Annotated in this window: 15 protein-coding genes; 11 read left to right on the forward strand and 4 right to left on the reverse strand. The window is 60.4% G+C overall.

Going from position 1 to position 18543, the window contains the following annotated elements; all coding sequences use genetic code 11:
• Positions 1-33: 33 nt before the first annotated feature.
• Positions 34-1473 (forward strand): glutamate--tRNA ligase, encoded by a 1440-nt coding sequence (gene gltX / locus NW830_RS08165; RefSeq protein WP_414361729.1) that lies wholly within the window; start codon positions 34-36, stop codon positions 1471-1473.
• A gap of 148 nt (positions 1474-1621) precedes the next feature.
• Here the strand turns inward: gltX and def are convergent, their stop codons facing one another.
• Together def and purF are read right to left on the reverse strand one after the other, a co-directional pair.
• On the reverse strand, positions 1622-2155 hold the full coding sequence (def, locus tag NW830_RS08170; RefSeq protein WP_414361727.1) for a peptide deformylase: 534 nt from the start codon (positions 2153-2155) through the stop codon (positions 1622-1624).
• A 40-nt stretch (positions 2156-2195) separates the two neighbouring features.
• A complete protein-coding gene (gene purF, locus NW830_RS08175; protein WP_414404661.1) occupies positions 2196-3785 on the reverse strand; it encodes an amidophosphoribosyltransferase in 1590 nt (529 codons plus the stop codon).
• A 483-nt stretch (positions 3786-4268) separates the two neighbouring features.
• On the opposite strand from purF, the gene NW830_RS08180 reads away from it, so the two are divergent.
• The 3 genes from NW830_RS08180 to NW830_RS08190 all read left to right on the forward strand — a co-directional run bounded on the left by NW830_RS08180 (position 4269) and on the right by NW830_RS08190 (position 8679).
• On the forward strand, positions 4269-5000 hold the full coding sequence (locus NW830_RS08180) for a hypothetical protein (RefSeq protein WP_414361725.1): 732 nt from the start codon (positions 4269-4271) through the stop codon (positions 4998-5000).
• Between the two features lie 373 nt (positions 5001-5373).
• A complete protein-coding gene (locus NW830_RS08185; RefSeq protein ID WP_414361724.1) occupies positions 5374-6456 on the forward strand; it encodes a glycosyltransferase family 4 protein in 1083 nt (360 codons plus the stop codon).
• 57 nt (positions 6457-6513) lie between these two features.
• Entirely contained in the window at positions 6514-8679 is a 2166-nt protein-coding gene (locus NW830_RS08190; RefSeq protein WP_414361723.1) for a glycogen debranching N-terminal domain-containing protein, read from the forward strand.
• A 25-nt stretch (positions 8680-8704) separates the two neighbouring features.
• Here NW830_RS08190 and ispF read toward each other — a convergent pair whose 3' ends face one another.
• Positions 8705-9178: a 2-C-methyl-D-erythritol 2,4-cyclodiphosphate synthase gene (gene ispF / locus NW830_RS08195; RefSeq protein WP_414361722.1), complete on the reverse strand. Its 474-nt coding sequence runs from the start codon at positions 9176-9178 to the stop codon at positions 8705-8707.
• A 262-nt stretch (positions 9179-9440) separates the two neighbouring features.
• A complete protein-coding gene (locus tag NW830_RS08200; protein WP_414361721.1) occupies positions 9441-9755 on the reverse strand; it encodes a TIGR02450 family Trp-rich protein in 315 nt (104 codons plus the stop codon).
• A gap of 108 nt (positions 9756-9863) precedes the next feature.
• On the opposite strand from NW830_RS08200, the gene NW830_RS08205 reads away from it, so the two are divergent.
• From NW830_RS08205 to uvrB, 7 genes are all read left to right on the forward strand, one after another.
• Positions 9864-10259: a hypothetical protein gene (locus NW830_RS08205; RefSeq protein WP_414361720.1), complete on the forward strand. Its 396-nt coding sequence runs from the start codon at positions 9864-9866 to the stop codon at positions 10257-10259.
• Positions 10260-10382: 123 nt separating this feature from the next.
• On the forward strand, positions 10383-11735 hold the full coding sequence (locus NW830_RS08210) for a TldD/PmbA family protein (RefSeq protein ID WP_414361718.1): 1353 nt from the start codon (positions 10383-10385) through the stop codon (positions 11733-11735).
• A 135-nt stretch (positions 11736-11870) separates the two neighbouring features.
• The gene (locus NW830_RS08215) at positions 11871-13340 is read left to right on the forward strand and encodes a glutamate-cysteine ligase family protein (protein WP_414361716.1); all 1470 of its coding nucleotides are present in this window, start codon (positions 11871-11873) and stop codon (positions 13338-13340) included.
• 226 nt (positions 13341-13566) lie between these two features.
• A complete protein-coding gene (locus NW830_RS08220) occupies positions 13567-14583 on the forward strand; it encodes a M14 family metallopeptidase (RefSeq protein ID WP_414361714.1) in 1017 nt (338 codons plus the stop codon).
• Between the two features lie 78 nt (positions 14584-14661).
• Entirely contained in the window at positions 14662-15609 is a 948-nt protein-coding gene (locus tag NW830_RS08225) for a GTP-binding protein (protein WP_414361712.1), read from the forward strand.
• On the forward strand, positions 15606-16430 hold the full coding sequence (locus NW830_RS08230; RefSeq protein WP_414361710.1) for a hypothetical protein: 825 nt from the start codon (positions 15606-15608) through the stop codon (positions 16428-16430). The genes NW830_RS08225 and NW830_RS08230 overlap by 4 nt, the downstream gene beginning before the upstream one ends.
• A gap of 12 nt (positions 16431-16442) precedes the next feature.
• Positions 16443-18530 carry an excinuclease ABC subunit UvrB gene (uvrB, locus tag NW830_RS08235; RefSeq protein WP_414361709.1) on the forward strand — a complete coding sequence of 696 codons (2088 nt, stop codon included), beginning with the start codon at positions 16443-16445 and terminating at the stop codon, positions 18528-18530.
• The last annotated feature ends 13 nt before the right edge of the window (positions 18531-18543 follow it).

The following is an 18543-nucleotide window of genomic DNA, read 5'->3' on the forward strand; positions in this document are numbered from 1 at the left end:
GGATCGGGATGCTCTGTTCGGGAGCTGTTGCCTGTGAGTGTTCGCGTTCGTCTTGCCCCTAGCCCAACTGGCAACTTGCACATCGGCACTGCCCGGACGGCGGTGTTCAACTGGCTCTACGCTCGCCGCCACGGTGGCCAGTTCATTTTGCGCATCGAAGACACGGACCGCGAGCGCTCTTCCCCCCGCTACACCCGTAACATCCTAGCGGGGCTGGCCTGGCTGGGACTGGACTGGGACGAAGGGCCTATCTACCAGTCCAACCGCATCGCGCGCTACCGGGAAGTGGTGCAGCAGCTTTTGGAGCGGGGGTTGGCCTACCGCTGCTACGTCACTGAGGAGGAGCTGGAAGCAATGCGGGCTGCCCAGAAGGCCGCCGGCAAAGCCCCCCGCTACGACAACCGCCACCGTTTTCTCACGGAGGAGCAGCGACGGGCCTACGAGGCCGAGGGGCGGCAGCCGGTGATCCGATTTAAGATTGAGGAGCCGATGGAGGTGTCGTGGGTGGATCTCATCCGTGGCCCCATTACCTGGAACACCCAGGACTTAGGGGGGGACATGGTAATTGCGCGGGCAGATGGCTACCCTCTCTACAACTTGGCAGTGGTGGTCGACGATATTGACATGGGCATCACCCACGTCATCCGCGGCGAAGACCACATTGGCAACACCCCCAAGCAGATCTTGCTCTACCGCGCACTGGGGCATGAACCGCCGCAATTTGCCCATTCTCCCTTGATCCTGAACCAAGAAGGGAAGAAGCTCTCCAAGCGGGATGGAGCCACATCGGTAACCGAGTTTCAGCAAATGGGCTTTTTGCCAGAGGCCCTCAAAAATTACCTGGCTTTGCTCAGTTGGTCTCCCCCGGATGGGGAAGAGATTTTCCCGTTGGAAAAGGCGGCTACGATGTTTGACTTCGACCGGGTCAACCGGGCCGCTGCTCGTTTTGATTGGGACAAGCTGAACTGGATCAACAGCCAGTACATCAAGCGGCTTTCGCCAGCGGAGTTGGTGGAGCGACTTACCCCCTTTTGGCAGGCGGCGGGATTTGATCTGACATCGGTGCCCGATCCCACCTGGCTGGAGGATGTGGCCTGCCTGGTGGCTGAGGGTATCGACCGCCTGGCGGAGGCCCCTCCCCTGAGTCGCTTCTTGTTTGTAGAGCCCCTTAGCTACAGCCTGCCTGCCCTGGAACAGTTGCGCTTGCCAGGAGTCGTAGAGGCGATGGCCGCCACAGCATCTGCGTTGGCCACCGCCGAGCTGCCCCAGCCAGTTACTGCCGACAGCCTACAGCCGCTGGTGGAGCAGGTGGCTCAAAGCCAGGGGATGAAAAAGGGCTTGCTCATGAAAAGCCTGCGGGCTGCTTTGACAGGGGAGCTGCAGGGACCGGATTTACTGACCTCTTTTGCGCTATTGCATCGGCGAGGCTGGGCTCTGGGGCGGCTGGAAGCAGTGCGGAAGGTAGCGGCCTAGCTATCTCTCTGGCCGCCGACCAAACCGCGCAGCAGTGGGGCGAACCCAGTTTTCTTGGGCTAGGTCGGCTTCCCCTGGCTGGACAACAAAAGCGCCGCCCATGGGATTTGATAGCCCCAGCCTAGCCTAGGGTGGCTAGACGCCTCAGCTAGGGCAAGGTGTACTCCCGCCCCAGAATTTGGGCTTGATACTCGGCTTCAGTCAGCACTTGCTGCGGCTGCCGATCTAGGAACAACTGGCCCAAGAGGTGATCGTATTCGTGCTGGAAAATCCTTGCTGGGAAGCCCTGCCAAGTTACCCTCTGCTGGACACCTTCTGGAGTGTAATACTCCACCTCCACCTCGCGGGCGCGGGCCACTAGGCCACGGCAGTTGGGTACGCTCAGGCAACCTTCCCACCCCAGCACCTGCTCCTGGCTCAAGGCCAAGGGACGGGGGTTAACCATGACCACCGGCTCCATTTGGGGTGCGTCGGGATAGCGAGGGTTGGGGCGGGAGGCCACAATGATGACCTGGAGGGGGGATCCCACCTGAGGAGCAGCCAAGCCCACCCCCTGGGCCTCCTTCAGGGTAGCCAACATGCCTTCTACGAGATCCTGCAAGGCCGGCGTTCTGAACTCTGTCACTGGGTTGGCTACTTGCCCTAGGATGGGATCCCCTAGTTGTCGCAGGCGCAAGGTCATAACGTGCTCTCAGACCCCTCTGCAGACTCTCCAGCATTTGCTAGCGATCCTTGCGGCTGGCTGCCGTCTCCAGAGCCAGCTTGGAGCGCTTCAGCCCTTCAGGAACGGGAATGGGGTAGTGACCGGTAAAGCAAGCAGAGCAGAAGGAATTGGGATCCTGGCCTGTGGCGGCCAGCATGCCTTCCCAACTCAAGTAGGCCAGTGAGTCCACCCCAATCTTCTCAGCAATTTCTGCCACCGAATACTTGGCGGCAATCAACTGATCTTGGCTGTCGGTGTCAATGCCGTAGAAGCAGGGATGGGTAACCGGCGGGCTGGAGATGCGCATGTGAACCTCGGTGGCCCCCGCCTGGCGCAGGGCCTTGACGATCTTTTGGCTGGTGGTGCCCCGCACAATTGAGTCGTCTACAATCACAATCCGCTTCCCCCGCAGCACGTCTTCGAGGGGGTTGAGCTTCATACGAATGCCCCGCTCCCGCATCGACTGGGTGGGTTGGATAAAGGTGCGGCCCACGTAGCGGTTTTTAATTAGCCCCTCGGTGTAGGGGATCCCCAACTGGCGGGCATAGCCAATGGCTGCCGGTGTGCCGGAATCAGGCACTGCTATTACCCAGTCAGCTTCCGCCGGGGCTTCTTTGGCCAGTTGTTCCCCCAGCCGCACGCGGTAGGAATAGAGGCTCTCTCCATGCATGCAACTGTCGGGGCGGGCAAAGTAGATCATCTCAAAGATGCACAGTTTGGGGTTGGGCTCCGCCCAGCGCAGGGATTGCAGCCCTTGACGGTCAATCCACACCAGCTCCCCCGGCTCCACCTGGCGCAGATAATCCGCCCCGATGATATCCAAAGCACAGGTTTCTGAGGCCAACACGTAGTGCAGCGGCCGGGCTTCAGGGGGGTTGAACGTGCCGTCGCTGCAGAGGATCCCTGCCATCTCCGGCTGCAGCAGCTCCTCTAGGGCAGGGTTGCTGCTCAAAAACCCCAACACCAGCGGGCGCACGCCATAGGGATCCCGCGCCCCCATCAGGCCTTCTGGCGTACCGATAACCAAACTGAAAGCCCCGCGGCAGCGCCGCAAAGCCTGACAGGTGGCTCCCACCCAGTCTTGACCTTGGTTCACCGCTTGGGCAATGGCGTGGGCAATGCACTCCGAATCAGTGCTACCGGTGAGGTGGCACTCGGCAGCTTCCAGTTCTTTGCGCAGCTCTTCGGCATTGACCAAGTTCCCATTGTGAGCCAAAGCTAGGGGCCCCAAGCGGGTTTCCACAATCACCGGCTGAGCATTGGCCATGCGGCTGGATCCAGTCGTGGAGTAGCGGGTGTGGCCTACTGCCAACTCACCCGTTAACTGGGCTAGGTTGACCTCATCAAAAACCTGCGAGACCAACCCCATTGCCTTGTGAACCCGGCAAAAGGCTCCCTCAAAGGTGGCAATGCCCGCCGATTCCTGGCCACGATGCTGGAGGGCAAATAGCCCAAAGTAGGCCAGCCTAGCCACCTCCTCCCCTGGAGCCAGAATGCCAAATACTCCGCAGGCCTCTTTGGGCCCTTCCTGGTTGTTCCAGGATTCGGCAGGCCGCTCTTGCGCCCCTTCCTGAGCTGGCGATGGTTCTGCTCCCACCTTCGCTGCCATGGATTCTCGTCTTGCTAACGACTCCCAACACTCCTCTTCGTCGAGTCAACATGGCTTGCGCCACGCTGCGCGAATAGAGTACGGCTTCCTGCTTCACCGACTTGTTGGTCCAGAGGTCTCAGCGTGATGCCACCGTGCAACCCACCGCGGGAAACTCTCTAGAGAGTGAACTTGCTCTCCTCAATTGTGGCACGAACGGCTTTCATCCCGACCCTGATTGGCTCTGGAGTAATCACAGTTCACCCATGCAGTGCGGGGCTAACCCGAGCGCTCTTGAGATCCCGCCGCCAGGGCGGATCCGCAGCAGGAGCCACTCATAGTGTTTGCGAAAAGATGAGGCTCTATCTATAGTGTTAGGAGCACCTGCGAGATTCTGCTTTCGCCGTCAAGGGAGCAGGACTGTGCGGGTTTTGAGTTGAACACTGCCGAGACTCGGTTTTCCTAACAAAACCCCCAAGCTTGTGTTGTGAGGAGCTAAAGCCCATGAAACAGCCGTCCTCTGGATTTCGCCGCAGTTGGGCGCTAGCGGTCTCTTGGATGAAAGCCAGTGTAGCCGCCTTTCTGTCGTTGTCACTGGTGGCCTGCCAAGAAGATGGCCGCGAGCAACCCTCAGTCACCATTACTCCTGTGCCAGTAACGGTTGTGGCGCCAACGCCCACGCCTTTTCTCGTCCCCAGTCCTCTCCCGACGCCTTCGCTCACCCCGACCCCCACTCCACTCTGGAATCCTTTCCCCAGCCCCAGTCCTTCCCCCACCACACCTTTCTCAGCAGAGCCACCTTCGATTGCCGTGGTGGCCCTGACGGACGCCCGACAGATGGTACCCTTCAATGTCTTGGTGGCCGTTACAACTCCTGCGGGTTTGGGCAGCGGCATCAGCTTCCGGGTGGAAATCCGACAGAACTCTCTCACCCTCACGTTTGATTTCACCGCCGCTGCCGCCGGCTGCCAGCCCAACAGCAGAACCTGCATCGGCACCCTTCCCATCACCATTCCGGCCTCTGCCCCCCCTGGAGATTACGAGGTTACGGCCATGGTAGCAGACAGCCAAGGCCGCATTGCCTCCGCCAAAGCCCCCTTGCGGGTACTGCCGCCGCCCGTGGCGCCAACCCCGACCGGCACGCCCAATCCTTTTCCCTCCGTGTCGCCTTCGCCCAGCCCTTCCCCTCGTCCCAGCTTTCCGCCTACGCCAACACCTAGCCCTAGACCCACCTAACCAGCGGAGACAGTTCTTTGCAGTGGATCTGGAGTGCCTGCAGGGCAGCAGCTGTTCAAGTCGGCAGAGGGAAGAGCCTCAACCCAACGGCCAGCCCTCTGCCCCTCGAGGCCGCTGAGGATGCTGCCGAGGCTCCTCGCTTGCTGGACCTGGAAAAGATCGAGCAGATTTGGGGAATTTTCGCAACCCCTGCAGCAAGCTTAACCAGCTGGCCTAGGGGGTTAGGCCTGGCTCTGGCGGGCTCCCTTACTTTATCCTGTTTTTTATCCTGCTTTAGCCGCAGCAAGAAAATTCACAAAACTGTAGGGCCAGGGTCAGCGCTCAGAAACACCAACCACCCTGGACGGCTACTTACTTAGTTGGGAGGATAACGATGCGCATTGCCCAGATTGCCCCGTTGCACGAGAGCGTGCCCCCCAAGCTCTACGGCGGTACGGAGCGGGTGGTTTCTTGGTTAACTGAAGAGCTGGTGCGACGTGGGCACGAGGTGACTCTATTTGCCAGCGGCGACTCCCAAACCCAAGCGCGTCTCATCCCTTTTCGGGAGCGGGCTTTGCGCTTGGATCCCACGGCTATTGACACGGTGGCTCCCCACATCCTGATGGTGGAGAAAGCCTTTCAGATGGCCAATGAGTTTGACATCATCCACGGCCACATTGACTACTACCCCTACGCCCTGGCCCGCCGCCACCCTGAAGTTTCTTTTTTGGCCACCCTGCACGGGCGACTGGACATTCCGGAGCTGCAGCCGCTCTACACCGAGTTTCAGGACATCCCAGTGGTCTCCATCTCCAACGCCCAGCGGCGGCCCCTGCCCCAGGCGCGCTGGGTGGGGACGGTCTATCATGGCTTGCCCCTGAATCTCCACCGTTTCTATCCAGAAAAGGGAGATTACCTGGCTTTTCTGGGCCGGGTCTCGCCGGAGAAAGGGCTGGACACGGCCATTGAAATTGCCGCGCGGGCAGGGATGCCCCTGAAAGCTGCTATCAAAATTGACGCCGTGGATCGCCAGTACTACGAGTTAGAGATTAAGCCTTTGGCCAGGCGCCACCCCAATGTGGAGATCGTGGGGGAAATCACTGACCAAGAGAAGAGCGAGTTCTTGGGCAAGGCCTATGCAGTGCTGTTTCCCATCCGCTGGCCGGAACCCTTTGGGCTAGTCATGATTGAAGCGATGGCCTGTGGCACGCCGGTGATTGCCACTCGCTTTGGCTCGGTGCCAGAAGTGATGGCCGACCGCCGCTCGGGCTTTATTGTTGACTCGGTGGAGGAGGCAGTGGAGGCGCTGGAAAAGGTGGGATCCCTTGACCGAGCGGGGGTGCGGCAGGCGTTTGAGGAGCGGTTTAGCGTCGAGAGGATGGTGTCGGAATACGAAGCTCTTTACAACCAATTGGTGAACGAACGGCAGGAGCGCTCGAAGAAAGCCACCCCCGGCCTGTCAACCCTGCCCAGGTAAAGCTGGGGCTATCTGGGGGCTCCTGTTTTGCTCCTTTGGTTGGGTGGGAAGACGCAGATGGCCGAAGACATCATCCAGATTCAGGATCAGTACTACATCCGCGCCAGCGCTTCCTTGGTGGAGGCGCGTCCCCATGTCCTCAAGCAGGACAACTGCTTTGCTATTTTTGACCGCCTGGGCAACATGCGCCCCCTCGGCATCCGGGATCACGGCCTGTTCCGCGACGATACCCGCTTTTTGTCGCGGCTCGTCTTGGATTTGCAGGGGAAGCAGTTTCTGTTGCTCAGCTCGGAGGTGCGGGAAGACAAGGATATTCTGGCGGTGGATCTCACCAACCCCGAGTTCACCACCTCGGAGGGGCAGTTCATTGAGCAGGAGACGTTGCACGTCCTGCGCACCACTTTTTTATGGAACAACGTGGCCTATGAGCGGATCCACCTTCACAACTACGGTTTGGAGACGCTCCGCGTGCCCCTTACCCTGCGCTTTGAGGCCGATTTTGCCGATATGTTTGAGATTCGCGGCATCCGGCGGACAAAGCGGGGACAACTGCTGCCGGCCCAGGTGAGCTCAGAAGGGGTAACCTTGCGCTACCACGGCCTGGACGGGGTGGAGCGGCAAACCCGGATCCTGTTTTCCCCTCCTCCGGACATGGTTTCGGAAAAGCTGGCGCAGTGGTGGGTGCCGCTGGCGCCGCAGGAGGAGCGGGACTTGGAGGTGAGGGTCGTCTGCAGCTATGGCGGCGAGGAGATCCCGCCCTTAACCTACCAGGAGGCGCTGCAGGCGGAGCGGGAGCAGCGGGCGGCGCTAAGAGCTCTGGCCCACCGCATCGATACCGGCAACGCCCAGTTTAACGAGTGGCTCAACGCCTCGCGGGACGACCTGGTGATGATGCTGGCCCGCACCCCCTATGGGCTCTATCCCCACGCCGGGGTGCCTTGGTTTGCCACGGTCTTTGGCCGCGACGCGCTAATCACCGCCTTGGCCACCCTCTGGTGGTTCCCCGACTTGGCCCGGGGGGTGTTGCTGTACCTGGCAGCCCACCAGGCGCAGGAGGTGGATCCCAGCCGCGATGCCGAGCCCGGCAAGATCCTGCACGAGCAGCGCTACAGCGAGATGGCCAAGACGCGCGAGATCCCCTTTGGCAATTACTTCGGCAGCATCGACGCCACTCCTTTGTTTGTGGTGCTAGCAGGGCGCTATGTGCGCCGCAGTGGGGATCTCGAGCTGTTGCGGCAGTTGTGGCCGAATATCGAGGCAGCTCTCCACTGGATGGACACCTACGGGGATCCCGACGGCGACGGCTTTTTGGAGTATGCCGGCAAGGCGCGGCGGGGCCTGCGCAACCAGGGCTGGAAAGACTCGGAAGATGCCATCTTCTATGCCGACGGATCCCTGGCGGAGCCACCCATAGCCCTGTGCGAGGTGCAGGGCTACGCCTACGAGGCCAAGTTGTTGGCGGCGGAGATGGCGGAGCTGTTGGGGCGGCACGAGCAAGCAGCGCAACTGCGCCAGCAGGCCCAGAAACTGCAGCGGCGGTTTTGGGAGCAGTTTTGGTGCGAGGAGCTGGGCGGCTATGTCCTAGCTTTGGACGGGCGCAAGCAGCCCTGCCGTGTGCGCAGCTCCAACATGGGCCACTGCCTGTTTTCCGGGATCGCCCACCCGCAGCATGCCGAGCGCATCGCGCGGCAACTTTTGGAGCCCGCTTTTTTCAGCGGCTGGGGCATCCGCACCCTGGCGGAAGGGGAAGGGCGCTACAACCCCATGTCCTACCACAACGGCTCCATCTGGCCCCACGACAACGCCCTGATTGCAGCAGGTTTGGCCCGCTATGGCTACAAGGCGGAGGCAGCCCAAGTATTGACGGCCCTGTTTGATGCCAGCCAGTTTCTAGAGCTGCGGCGGCTGCCGGAGCTGTTCTGTGGCTTTCGCCGGCGCCAGCGGGAAGGCCCCACTCTTTACCCGGTGGCCTGTCTGCCCCAGTCCTGGGCAGCGGCCAGTGTGTTCCTGCTGCTGCAAGCCTGCCTAGGCCTGGAGATCGACGGGCTGGCCCAGCAGGTGCGCCTCACCCAGCCCACCCTGCCCCTGTGGCTGCCCTATGTAACTCTTGAGAACATCCAGGTGGGGCGGGGATCCCTGGACATTGGCCTGTATCTTCAGGCAGGAGGGGTGGGGATCAACGTCCTTAGGAGCACAGGGGATGTGGAGCTAACGGTGAGGTAGGGATCCAGCCCAGAAGCAGCTACCCTCAGCGTTCCACCAGCAGGGCCACGGCAAAGGCAGCCATGGCCTCCCCCTGGCCGACGGGGCCGAGTTTTTCGTTGGTGGTGGCCTTCACGCCTACTTGTTTGGGCGATAGTTGCATGGCCTCGGCTAGACGAGCCTGCATGGCGGGGATGTGGGGCTTGAGCTTGGGCTGCTCTGCCACCACGATGCTATCGACGTTGGCAATGCGCCAGCCCTCTTGGCTTACCAACTGCACCACCTGCTGCAGGAGGAGAATGCTGTCTGCCCCTTTCCAGCGCTCCTCTTCCGGGGGAAAGTAGTAGCCGATGTCCCGCAGGGCGGCGGCTCCTAGGAGGGCGTCCATGATGGCGTGGGTGAGCACGTCCGCGTCGCTGTGGCCCAGCAGACCCTTTTCATAAGGGATCCGGATCCCGCCCAGGATCAAGGGGCGCCCTTCTACAAGGCGGTGGATGTCATAGCCCTGGCCAATACGCACTGTTGCGGCTCCCTTGGGAACACCAGCGAGACTTTTGCCAACTTCCCCCCCGCAGAGGTGAAACTGCCGCTATCTATTCTGCTGACTCGAGAGGAGAGTAGCAGATGGGACAGGAGGAACCGCTGTAGCAGTCGAAGCAGATAAGGTGGGACTTCCCGTAGGGATTGGTACAGCGCTTGGCCCATTGATAGTCGCTGTAGCCGAGCTCTTTCCCACAGACATCACACCTGGGCATCGTTTTCTCCTCAAAAAAGTCTTGTAGCTAGAAGAATACAGCGCTAGAGGGATCCGGGGATCCCTGAACCCCCAGAGAGCCAGCTCCGCAGGGGATCCCGTCTTCCAGCGGCGTCCAGCCCGGCTGCCAGAGATCCCGGTTTTTGAGGGTGGCGGCGTTGACCCAGAGGCGCACCTGGGGATCGCAAACGGCCCTCAGCTCGGCAAACACTAGCCCCCCTTGCCCCTCTTGGCGAGCGGTGACCTGAAAATGGCGCCAACCCATCACAGGCTGAACAGAAGTCCACTTGGAGCCCAGCAGATGGGGAAAGCGCTGTTTTCGGCGGGGTTTGCTGCGAGCCATAAGTAGAGAGCTCCAGGGCTGTCCTTGGCTGGATGGGGGAGACCGGGGGCGATAGGATCGCTAAGGGTGCTTCGGCATTCCAAGCTACCTACCTCAGCTTATCTACCTATGGTGCAGCACGAGCAACGGCTTGGGTTCTCTTGGCAGCAGGTATTGCTGCTCCTCCTGGCCTGCCTGGTTTGGGCAACGGGACTGCCCCTGGTGGCGTCCAGCGCTTGGGCGGCAACTGAGCCGGCACTCTCTGGCAAACTCACAGGGCCGGAGTGGCGCCAGGCGGATCCTGAGGCCAAGCAGGCGTTTTGTCGCAAAGCCTTTCAGGCGTTTCGGGCCTCTCCTGCCCAGAGCTACATCATCAGCTCCAATGTGCAAGCTTTGACCCCAGAAGGTCTGTGTCAGCGGCTGGATCAGTTTTATCAGTACCCCATCCACGACGAGATCCCGCTCAACCAAGCCGCCAACATTGCCCCCTTGCTGTTCTCGGATCAGCCGCTGGAGCAGCCCTGATGCGGCAGGGATCCGCAAAACTCCCGAGCCTGAGCAACCCCTCTGCCCCCTGCTGCTAGGGCGGGTCTTGGCAGCAGGGTCGATAATAGAACTGTTCTCTTGCAGGATCTAATCTCAAGTTCTATGGCCGGCTCCGTCATTGCTCCTGAAAACCTGCTGGATCTCTGCGAACAGGGGGTGCAAAAGGCCCTGGCTGCCGGAGCTGACCAAGCAGAGGTGTTTGCCAACTCAGGCCGCGAGACGGAAGTAACTTTTGAGAAAAATGACCTCAACCTGGTTCGCACTAGTTGTGAGACCCTGTTTGGCATCCGGGTTTTCTGCGGCGGCAGGCTGGGCTTTGCCACTTCCAACCGCCCAGAGGATCTGGCCGAGACAGCAGCTGAGGCGGTGGCCATGGCTAAGGCCTCGCCGGCGGATCCCCTCAACGGCCTGCCGGATCCCCAGCCTCTGCCCCAGGTGCCCTTTGCCCTCGACCCGGGCCTACTGGAACTGGATGCTGCCGAGCTGACGCAACTGGGATCCCAACTGGTGGAGTGGGTACGCTCTCAAGACCCCCGCATCACCATTGACAGCGGCTCCTTTAGCGTGGAAGAGGACACCGTGGCCATTGCTTCTTCCACCGGCATCCGCGCCAACTACCACAGCGTCGAGGCGGGTGGATCCCTGTTTGGCATGGCCATCGATGGGGATGAGGTGGGCAGCTTTGCCTACGACGGCGACAGTGTCCAGAAGCGGGCGGATCTGGTGCCGGCCCTGGAGCGGGCTTTTAATCGCTTTGTGCAAAAGTGTGTGGGGGCTCTAGGGGCTAGGGAGGGGGAGAGTTTTCGCGGTCCCATCGTCCTGCCCCCGGAGGTGGTGGAGGAGTTTCTGGGAGACCTCCTCTTTGTGCTGGGGGCGGACGCGGTGCGCAAGGGCAAAAGCCCCCTGGCGCAGAAGATGGGATCCCTGATTGCTAGCCCCCTGTTGACCTTGGTTTCCGAGGGACTGGGCTTGCCCGGCTATCTCATTGAGCCCTTTGACCGCGAGGGGATGCCACGCCAGGTTACCCCCCTGATCCACGAGGGGATCCTCTGCAACTTCATGTACAACAGCTACGAAGCCCGGGCTGCTGGCGTTCCCTCCAATGGCCACGCCACCGGGGGGGCGGGCAGCTTGCCAGGAGTGGGGCCAGCCTGTTTGAGGGTGACCCCGGGAACGACGCCCCTGGCGGAGCTGTACGCGATGGAGCGGGGCATCATTGTCACGCGGCTTTCCGGCAGCAGCAACCCCATCACAGGGGATTTTTCTGGGGTGGTGAAGGGGGGCTTTTTGGTCAAGGGTGGCGAGAAGCGCCCCATCCTGGAGACCACCATTGCCGGCAACCTCTACGACTGTTTGCGCAATATCTCTGCCATCTCCCAGGAAGTAACCGTTTTCAACGGCACGGCTGCCTTTCCCGCTCTGCGCATTGAAGATGTCTCGATCACGGCAGGCTGAGCCAGCTCAGTGGCCTAGCCAGCACCCTTAGGCTAGGACCTGGCCAGGAAGCGACAGCGGCAAACTGCCACCCCCCGCGATCCCCAGTAGCAGCGATACAGTGGTCTTATTCCCAAAAGCCGCGGAGTTGTTTCCATGGGCCAGGAGATCACCTGCCTGAGTTTTAGCGACGAAGACTTTACTGAGTTCAAAGCTCGGCTGCAGCAAGAAACAGATTTGCTCGAGCGCTGGCTGGCCGGCGTGCCGGGGCTGGATCCCGCCTGTCGGCCCTTTGCCCAGGGATCCCTGGTGGGCGGGTTTGAGCTGGAAGCTTGGCTGGTCACCCCCCAGGGAGAGCCGGCCCCGATCAACTCCGCCTACCTGGAGGCCGTCAACAACCCGCTGGTGGTGCCGGAACTGGCCCGCTTCAACATCGAGATCAACGGCCGGCCTCAGGTTTTGGTCGGTTCGGCTCTGCGGCAGTTGCAGCAAGAGCTGGCGCAGACCTGGGCTCACTGCTGCCGAGTGGCCGAGCAACTGCAGGCGGGGCTGGTGATGATCGGCATTTTGCCCACGCTGCAGCAGCAGCAGCTCACTTTGGAGATGATCTCGCCCCGCAAGCGCTACCTGGCCCTCAACGAGCAGATCCTCAACCTGCACCGGCGCGAGCAACCTTCAGGGATCCCGCCCCTGGGGCTGGCGATTGCAGGGCCTGCCACCCTACTGCGCGTCACCCACCCAAACGTTATGCTGGAGGCAGCCACCACCTCCTTTCAGATCCATCTGCAGGTGTCGCCCCACCAGGCAGCCCGCTACTTCAATGCTTCTCTCCTGGTGTCGGCCCCCCTGGTGGCCCTGGCAGCCAATTCTCCCTATCTGTTTGGGCACGACCTGTGGGCGGAAACCCGCATCCCGGTGTTTGAGCAGGCGTTGGATGGCCCACCCCCCCTCGCCCCCACCCACCAAGCTCGCGTTACCTTCGGGCAAGGCTATGTCCAGGAATCCCTAATGGAGCTGTTTTGGGAAAATCTGCACCGCTACCCGGTGGTGTTGCCGCAAAGGCTAGCTGCTGCTCCCTCAGAGCTGGCCCATCTGCGCCTGCACAACGGCACCATCTGGCGCTGGAACCGCCCCCTCATCGGCTTGGATCCCGTTCCCCACCTGCGCATCGAACAGCGGGTGACTGCAGCAGGCCCCACCCTGCCGGACATGATTGCCAATGCGGCCTTCTACTTTGGCCTGGTGCAAGCTCTAGGATCCCAACCCCTTCCTCCGGAGCAGGAGCTGAGCTTTGCCCAGTGCCGCGCCAATTTCTACGCGGCTGCCCGCTTTGGCCTCGAGGCCCCCATCACCTGGCTCAAGGGGTGGCAGGGATCCCTGCGCCAATTGTTGTTGCAAGAGCTGCTCCCCCAAGCAGAGGCGGGCTTGGCGCAACTGGACTTGGACCCCCAGGATATCCAGGAGTACCTGGGCATTCTCCGGGCCCGTGTCGAGTCGGGGCAGAATGGGGCCACCTGGCAGCGCCGCTACGTGGCTCGGCATGGTAAAGATATGCAACAATTGACCTGTGCCTACTGGGAACGACAGCGGCAAGGTCAGCCGGTACACACCTGGGATCTCGGCTAGGGAAGCCGGCAGGGGGGATAAGTCACCGCTTGAGGGATGCTTTCTCAAAAGTCAGGACGACGACCTAAGCCACAAGCACGGCAGCCAGTTGTTGATTTCCAGCTAAGGATGAGACAGTTCGCTACCCCAATCTCCCTTTCCCCTCTCCCAACGGGAGAGGGGCTGGGGGTGAGGGCTTCTTAAGCAGCCAAAAGGTTTGCGTTGAGGTGCTTGCCCAAAAAACCGTATGCTCACCGTTCTTGATCACCTGCCGGAGCAACTCCTAGATTTAGAAGCCCATCACCTCTATGACCGATTGGGCGGGCCAACCCTCATCCATCTGGCGGGACGGCGGGATCCCCCTCTGTTTGTTTCCGTCCTGCTGCACGGCAACGAGACTACCGGCTGGCAGGCAGTGCGCCAGCTTCTGCGCTGCTACCGCGGGCGGGAGTTGCCTCGCTCCCTTTCCCTGTTCATTGGCAATGTGCAAGCTGCCCGCCACGGGCAACGGCGGCTAGACGGCCAACCGGACTACAACCGCATTTGGGGCCCCGGCTCCACTCCCGAACACGCTATGGCTCAGGCCGTCCTGCGGCAGATGCAGCAACGCGGCGTGTTTGCCAGCGTTGACCTCCACAACAACACGGGCACCAATCCCCACTACGCCTGTGTCAATTACTTAGATCGCTCTACCTTGCACCTGGCCACCTTATTTGGGCGCACCGTCCTCTATTTCACCAAGCCAGAAGGGGTGCAGAGTATGGCCTTTGGGCGCTTCTGCCCGGCGGTAACCCTGGAATGTGGCAAGCCGGATCAGCCCCACGGCACCCAACATGCCTACGAATTTCTGGAAGCCTGCCTGCACCTGTCGGCGCTGCCGCAACGCCCCGTCCTGCGACAAGATATTGATTTATTTCACAGCGTCGCCATCGTCAAGATCCCGGAGGAGGTGAGCTTTAGCTTTGGAGAAGCGGGGGAAGCACCCAAGGGATCCCAGCCACACCTGCGCTTTCTCCCCGATTTGGATCTCCTCAATTTTCGGGAGCTCCCTCCCCACACCTGCATCGGCTGGACGAACAACGGCTTCCACCTGGAGGTCCAAGACGAGCAAGGCCAAGATGTGGCGGAGCGCTTTTTCTATACCCAGAATGGGGAAATTCGCACCCGCGTGCCCCTGGTGCCGGGCATGCTCACCCTCAATAGCCGCATCATCCGCCAAGATTGCCTCTGCTACCTGATGGAGCGCTACTCGCTAGCGGGTTGAGTTGAAAGATGCACAAGCAGTCCTGGAGCTAAGCTAGTAGAGCTCCTGAAGAGAAGCCGCCGGTCAGCCGCAGGGAGAATGAAAGCCCAGCTTCCGGTTACGATTTTGACGGGTTTTTGGGGCAGGGGCAAAACCCCACTGCTCAGGCGCCTCTTGCAGGAGGAGGGGCTGGGCAGTGGAGTGATCCGCAACGAGTTGGGTGGGATCTCCCTCGAGGGCAACCTAGCCCACCTGGCTGCAGGAGCGCTGCTGCAGCTTAGCAATGGCTGTCTCTGGGGCAGGGTGCGGCAGGACCTTGAAGGGGCCGCTGGGGAGCTGCCCCCGCCTGCCCAGGCGTTGGACTACCGGGTAGCGGATCCCAGGCACGCAACCGAGCTATTTGTCCAGAAAACTTTCCGCCCGGAGCTGCGCCTTGCGGCCGTGGTAACCTTGGGCCACGGGGCCAAGTACTGGCGCAATTTCCAGCGCTCCCAAACTGTTGCCCACCAGATTAGCGGCGCTGACCTCCTGCTGCTCAACAAAGCGGATGGAATCACCGCTGCTGAACTTGACCTGCGCCGCTACAACTCTGCGGTCTCTTGTCTGCTCACCACCCCAGTTCCCCTGGCCCGTATTTTGGAGGTGCACGCCTTTTGCCCGGAACTCTGGAATCCCCAGCTCTCCGCTGCCGAGGCTGAAGCTCACGCCTACCCCAGCCACCGCCTAGCCCCAGACGGGAGCCAATCCCTGAGCTTTCAACTGCAGCAGCCGCTGGGGGACTGGCGGCAGGAGGTGCCGGAGACCCTTGTTTGCGCTAAGGGAGTACTGGGGTGGGGTGGACGAGCCACAGCGGGTTATGTTTCACCAGCTGGGCTGTCGGCGGACCCTCTCGTTGGAGTGAGCAGGGGATCCCCGGGAGCGGCGCCTGTCCAAAAGGGTCTTCACTGGCAAGGGGCTAGACCGGGAAGCCCTGGCCGCCGGCCTCAAGCAGGTGTGCCGCTCAACCGCCACCTGCCCATAAGTTTTGGGAGGGGGGAATGGCCATGACTCGCAGCAAACTTTCAGAGCAGGAACACCAGCAGATTGTCAATGCCTACCGCAGCTCGGTGGCTACTGTTGCTGAATTGGCGGAGCAATTCCGAGTCAGCCTCTCCACCATCACCCGCGTTCTCAAGGAAAATATCCCTCCTGAGGAGTACCAGCGGCTCATTCAGCTCAAACGCTCAGCAGCCCGCCGCAAAGACAAGGGCAAGGAACTTACCCTTCCCCTAGACACTCCCGAGGTACCCCAGCCGCAACAGGGTCTGTTTCCAGAGGCTGCCGACGCCTCCCCTCAGGCGGGCGAGGGAGAGGGGACAACAGGAGCAGAACTGCCTCCTGAAGCATTGCCGGCCCACCTGGTGGCTGAGCTACAGGCAGATCTGGCCGCAGACGAAGACAGAGAGCTGGAAGAAGAAGAGGAAGACGAGGAGGACCCTAGCGACGATTTTCTAGACAGCGCAGAGGCAGGACCAGATCTCCTCGCAGAGCCTGTCCATCAAATTCGGGTGCTCCCCCTGGAGGAGCTGAATCCGCCTGAGACCTGCTATGTGGTGGTGGATCGCTACCAAGAATTGGCCACCCGCCCCCTCAGAGAATTTTTGGGGCCGGGATGCTTGGAAGGGATCGAGAATGCCAATACGCTGCCCATTTTTGACAACCACAAGGTGGCTCGGCGCTTTTCCGAAATGAGCCGCCGGGGTAGCAACACCCACCCGCCCTACCGGGTCATCCAATTTCCCGGCTACATTCTGGAAATTGTGCGCTCGCAGTTGCAAAAAAAAGGCATTACTTACCTGCTGGTAGATGGACAAATCTACAGCTTGTAAAGGATTAGACCTATGTCCGAGTTTCAACTGGTTTCGCCCTACCAACCTACCGGGGATCAGCCTAAGGCAATTGCTGGCTTAGTGCAGTCAATTTTGGAGGGCCATCGCTTTCAAACTCTGCTGGGGGCAACCGGAACTGGCAAAACTTTTACCATTGCCCATACTATCCAGCAGATTGGCAGGCCGACCCTGGTGATGGCCCCCAACAAAACCTTGGCCGCACAACTGTGCAACGAGCTGCGCGAGCTTTTTCCCTACAATGCTGTTGAGTATTTCATCAGCTACTATGACTACTACCAGCCGGAGGCCTATGTGCCCAGTACCGACACCTACATTGCCAAGTCCTCTTCCATTAACGAAGAAATTGACATGCTGCGGCACTCGGCTACCCGCTCCCTCTTTGAACGGCGGGATGTCATCGTTGTGGCTTCTGTAAGCTGCCTCTATGGCTTGGGCATGCCGGAGGAATACCTGAAGGCTTCCATCCCCTTCAAAGTTGGCCAGCAAATTGACCAGCGGCAAGTCTTGCGGGATCTGGTCAGCATCCAGTATGAGCGCAATGATCTGGAACTGGCGCGGGGGCGGTTTCGCGTCAAAGGGGATGTGTTGGAAATTGTGCCTGCCTACGAAGACCGAGTCATTCGCATTGAGTTTTTTGGCGACGAGATTGAGGCCATTCGCCTCATTGACCCAGTAACAGGTCAAATCCTCACCAGCGTCAGCGCCCTCAGGGTTTATCCAGCTCGCCACTTTGTAACACCAGAAGAGCGGCTAGAACAGGCCATCCGCAGCATTGAGCAGGAACTGGAAGAGCAGCTAGCTCTCTTTCGCTGCCAGGGCAAGCTCTTGGAAGCCCAGCGGCTAGAGCAGCGCACCCGCGCTGATCTGGAAATGCTGCGGGAGGTGGGCTATTGCAACGGCATTGAAAACTACTCCCGCCACCTGACAGGGCGCAAGGAAGGAGAGCCACCTGCCTGCTTAGTGGACTACTTTAAGGCCAACGATTGGCTCTTGGTGGTGGACGAATCCCACGTCACGGTGCCGCAAATCCGTGGCATGTACAATGGGGATCGCGCCCGCAAACAGGTGCTAGTGGATCACGGCTTTCGCCTGCCCAGTGCCCTCGACAACCGCCCCCTCAAAGCCGAAGAGTTTTGGGCCAAAGTCCACCAATGCATCTTTGTTTCCGCCACGCCCGGCAACTGGGAACTGGAGCAGAGCGGAGCCCAATTTGAAACAGTGGTGGAAAACGGCAAAACCCTAAAGTTCTATGTGCCGGGTACGGGTCGGGTTGTAGAGCAGGTCATTCGGCCCACCGGCGTGGTGGATCCCGAGGTGCATGTGCGCCCTACCGCCGGGCAGATGGAGGATTTGCTGGGGGAGATCTATCTGCGGCTAGAGCGCTCGCAGCAGGGCCCTGCCGAACGGGTAATCGTGACCACCCTCACCAAACGCATGGCCGAAGATCTCACAGAATACCTGCAGGAACGCGGCATCCGCGTTCGCTACCTACACTCTGAGATTACCCCCATCGAGCGCATCGAGATCCTCCAAGATTTCCGGGAAGGAGCTTTTGATGTCCTGGTGGGAGTCAATTTGTTGCGGGAAGGGTTGGATTTGCCGGAAGTCTCCTTGGTGGCCATTTTGGATGCGGATAAAGAAGGATTTCTGCGGGCGGAGCGATCCCTAATCCAGATGATTGGGCGGGCAGCGCGCAATGTTCGCGGCACGGTGGTGATGTACGCCGACACTCTCACCAGCAGCATGGCCCGGGCTATTGCCGAAACCCAGCGCCGCCGGGAAATTCAATTGCAATACAACCGCCAGCACAACATCACCCCCAAGCCCATCGTTAAGAAAAACAGCAATGCTATTTTGTCTTTTTTAGCTATCTCCCGCAAACTCAACGGCAGGGATCTAGAAAAAGCCTTTCCAGCACCAGATGAGATCCCGCTATCAAAAATTCCAGAGCTAATTAGCGAGCTAGATGCAAAGATGAAGGCGGCGGCTAAAAACTTGGAATTTGAAGAAGCTGCCCGGCTGCGCGACCAGATTAAAAAGCTGCGCCAACGGCTTTTGGGCCACCCTCAGAGCCTCTGAACGCTTAGCCTAC

The organism is Synechococcus sp. OH30, from assembly GCF_047462175.1.
In the GTDB taxonomy this organism is placed as follows: Bacteria; Cyanobacteriota; Cyanobacteriia; order Thermostichales; family Thermostichaceae; genus Thermostichus.

Coding starts and splice junctions, on each gene's coding strand:
- def (WP_414361727.1), bottom strand. CDS start 2,155: ATGACCTTGCGCCTGCGACAACTAGGGGATCCCATCCTAGGGCAAGTA.
- purF (WP_414404661.1), bottom strand. CDS start 3,785: ATGGCAGCGAAGGTGGGAGCAGAACCATCGCCAGCTCAGGAAGGGGCG.
- NW830_RS08180 (WP_414361725.1), top strand. CDS start 4,269: ATGAAACAGCCGTCCTCTGGATTTCGCCGCAGTTGGGCGCTAGCGGTC.
- NW830_RS08185 (WP_414361724.1), top strand. CDS start 5,374: ATGCGCATTGCCCAGATTGCCCCGTTGCACGAGAGCGTGCCCCCCAAG.
- NW830_RS08190 (WP_414361723.1), top strand. CDS start 6,514: ATGGCCGAAGACATCATCCAGATTCAGGATCAGTACTACATCCGCGCC.
- NW830_RS08200 (WP_414361721.1), bottom strand. CDS start 9,755: ATGGCTCGCAGCAAACCCCGCCGAAAACAGCGCTTTCCCCATCTGCTG.
- NW830_RS08205 (WP_414361720.1), top strand. CDS start 9,864: ATGGTGCAGCACGAGCAACGGCTTGGGTTCTCTTGGCAGCAGGTATTG.
- NW830_RS08210 (WP_414361718.1), top strand. CDS start 10,383: ATGGCCGGCTCCGTCATTGCTCCTGAAAACCTGCTGGATCTCTGCGAA.
- NW830_RS08215 (WP_414361716.1), top strand. CDS start 11,871: ATGGGCCAGGAGATCACCTGCCTGAGTTTTAGCGACGAAGACTTTACT.
- NW830_RS08220 (WP_414361714.1), top strand. CDS start 13,567: ATGCTCACCGTTCTTGATCACCTGCCGGAGCAACTCCTAGATTTAGAA.
- NW830_RS08225 (WP_414361712.1), top strand. CDS start 14,662: ATGAAAGCCCAGCTTCCGGTTACGATTTTGACGGGTTTTTGGGGCAGG.
- NW830_RS08230 (WP_414361710.1), top strand. CDS start 15,606: ATGACTCGCAGCAAACTTTCAGAGCAGGAACACCAGCAGATTGTCAAT.
- uvrB (WP_414361709.1), top strand. CDS start 16,443: ATGTCCGAGTTTCAACTGGTTTCGCCCTACCAACCTACCGGGGATCAG.